Origin of the sequence: Brachybacterium sp., from assembly GCF_052095815.1 — a bacterium.
GTDB lineage: Bacteria > Actinomycetota > Actinomycetes > Actinomycetales > Dermabacteraceae > Brachybacterium.
Window position 1 is genome coordinate 1 of sequence record NZ_JBQDLF010000100.1, and the last position, 2735, is coordinate 2735.

3 protein-coding genes are annotated in these 2735 nt (G+C 67.4%); all 3 read right to left on the minus strand.

The genetic code is table 11. From position 1 onward, the window contains the following. Positions 1-69: 69 nt before the first annotated feature. Complete coding sequence (locus tag ACTH43_RS18495) at positions 70-1317, minus strand: ISL3 family transposase (protein ID WP_441446347.1); 1248 nt, start codon at positions 1315-1317, stop codon at positions 70-72. A gap of 165 nt (positions 1318-1482) precedes the next feature. Beyond that, the gene (locus ACTH43_RS18500) at positions 1483-2112 is read right to left on the minus strand and encodes an HAAS signaling domain-containing protein (RefSeq protein WP_013350245.1); all 630 of its coding nucleotides are present in this window, start codon (positions 2110-2112) and stop codon (positions 1483-1485) included. Further along, on the minus strand, positions 2109-2447 hold the full coding sequence (locus ACTH43_RS18505; protein ID WP_013350246.1) for a PadR family transcriptional regulator: 339 nt from the start codon (positions 2445-2447) through the stop codon (positions 2109-2111). The genes ACTH43_RS18500 and ACTH43_RS18505 overlap by 4 nt, the downstream gene beginning before the upstream one ends. Positions 2448-2735: the final 288 nt, after the last annotated feature.

Here is a 2735-nt window from a genome sequence, read left to right on the forward strand (position 1 = left end):
TCCGGCTCTTCACAATTCGGGGTGTAGGTGTGGTCTGAATCCGCCGGCTTCGAGGAGTGCGCTGGCGATCTAGTTGGTGAGGTTGCGGAAGCCGAGGGCCAGGCCACGCAGGTGCTCGAGGCGACCGTTCACGGCTTCGGTAGGTCCGTTGCCCTTGCGCGGCCGGTCGAAGTAGGCCAGGACGTCGCAGGCGCGTCTGGTCAGGGTGCGGCCGAGCTTGCGCAGTTCTACCAACGCCTCAGGCACACTGTCGGCGAGGGCGTCGATCACGGAGCTCATCTCGACGCGGCCGGCTGCCCGGTCGGGGTGACGGTAGGCGGAGATCATGCGCTGGTAGATCCCCCAGGTGCACTCGACTTGCACGTGCCGGTCCCCAGCGAAGAGCTTGTCAAGGCGCTCGCGCTGGCGGTCGGTGAGCAGGTCAGCCCCGGTGTGCAGGGTCCGCCGCGCGGTGTAGAGCGGGTCGCCCTTGCGTCCGCGGTGTCCGTGCAGTTCCTGCTGGACTCGGCGGCGGCACTCATCGAGAGCGTCCCCGGCCAACCGGATGACGTGGAAGGGATCCATAACCGTGACGGCGTCCGGCAGCTCCTCGGTGGTGGCGGTCTTGAAGCCCGCGAACCCGTCCATGGCCACGACCTCGATCCCATCGCGCCAAGCCTGATCCCGCTCGGCCAGCCAGTCCTTGAACGCCTTCTTCGACCGACCTTCGACCACGTCCAGCAGGCGTGAGGGCCCGGTGCCGTCCCGGACCGGGGTGAGGTCGATGATCACGGTGACGTACTTGTCACCGCGCCGGGTGTGCCGCCACACGTGCTCATCGACCCCGACGACCTTGACACCGTCCGGGCGGGTCGGGTCCTCGATGAGCAGACGCCGGCCCTCAGCCAGGACCGCGTCGTTGGCGGTGTTCCACGCCACGCCCAGTCCTTCGGCAACTCGGGCCATCGACAGGTGGCCGACGACGATCCCGACCAGACCCCACCGCAGGCCGGCGCGGGAGATCTTGGCCCGCGGCGGCGCCGCAGCGGTGGTGTCCTGACGCCACACGTGCGAGCACTCCTTGCAGCGGTAGCGGCGCACGGTGAGCACCAGCGTGGTAGGGCGCCACCCGAACGGCTCGTGCGCCAACTCCCTGCTCACCGTGCCACGGGGCACGCCCTGGCAGCCGCACCGCCTGCACCAGTCGTCCGGCTCCACGACCCGGCACGCCAGCACGGACCGGTCAGGCGCGAGCAGCTGGCCGGTGACCTCCAGACCGAGGCCGTCGAGGCGGGTGAAGGTAGTCAGGTCAGGGCGCGTGAAGGTAGCGTCAGGCACGCCGAGGTCTTCCGGACGGGTTGTGTGAGAACTCCCATCATCGGAAGACCTCGGCCCTCACCCCGACACCGACGCGCCGCCCCAGGTCGCACCACAGCTACACCCTCATCTGTGAAGAGCCCCGAAACCCGGCCCAGCGCGACGTGCGATGGGGCCCAGGGTGGCTCAGCTTCGGACCAGTTTGCGAGCGGGGTTCGGTGCGGTGTAGCGCAGGACGAGGACGACCCCGATGGCACCCATCAGGAGCGGGAGGGCGCTGAGAGGGAGGTTGACTCCGACCGGGACGCTCCCGCCCGCGATGCCGAACACGATGGCCAGCAGCGAGGAGGCGATCCACGAAGCGGTCAGCAGAACCCGCTGCTGTCCGGTCAGCTCTCTGACGAGGAAGGACAGCACGGTCGAGAAGACTCCTGTCATGCTGCCGGCACCGAAGGCGAGCAGGATGAGCATCGGGTGTAGAGCGTATTCGGAGTCATCGTCGAAGTACGCCGTGAAGCACAGCAGTGCCCCCAGGGCCATGAAGCCTCCCACTGTGGCCACGGCGCTTGCTACGGCAAGCAGCCGCAGCCACCGCGGTGTGCCGGCCGTCTCTGCCCCGGCTTCCAGGGCGATCTGCTCAGGTGGGCCGAGACTGTCGAGTGCCGCCTGGATCACGCCTCGCTGTTCGGCGTCCCTGAGGTGTTCCTCGATTCCGGTGAGAAGATCCAGCTGCTCGCTGGAGGGGAGCGATTCGGTCAGGGCAGTGAGGCGCTTGAGGTAGGCCTGGGCGGCGGCGGACGAGGGCAGAGTGGTCATGCGTGGTCTCCAATGACGAGGTCGACGGCTTGCCGGAAGCGGCCCCATTCCTGGGTGAATGTAGCAAGTCCGGTCTTGCCTGCCGGGGTGATGTGGTAGTAGCGGCGCGGGGGTCCACTCGGGGACTCTTGCCAGGCAGTGGTCACGAGGTTGCGTTTTCGGAGTCTCGACAGGAGCGGGTACAGCGTCCCTTCGCTCTCGAGGAGTCCTCGTTCGCTCAGCGTTCGAGCCAGGTCGAGACCATAGGTCGGTTGCTGGGCGATGACGGCGAGGACACATGGTTCGAGAGCGCCGCGGCGCAACTGCCCTACGAGGTGAACAGCGTCAGGTTCCATGCACTACAAGGTAGCACACTCCGCCAGGATCTGTTCGGTGTGGGGTAGTCGAGGCCAAGGATCCTGCGCGCGGGTGGTCTCCGCCCTGCAAGCCCGCCGTCGCATATCGGGCCGCACTGTACGGTGATCATCGACTTGACCACGGTTCGCTAGGACAGCGGCCCTTCCAGGCTGCTGGACATGGTCGAAGGCCGCTCCAAGGCAGTGTTCAAGACCTGGCTCGCCGCCCGCCCCTAGACTTGGCGCGAGGCAGTGGAAGTTGTTGCGACAATCGGCTTCACCGGGTTC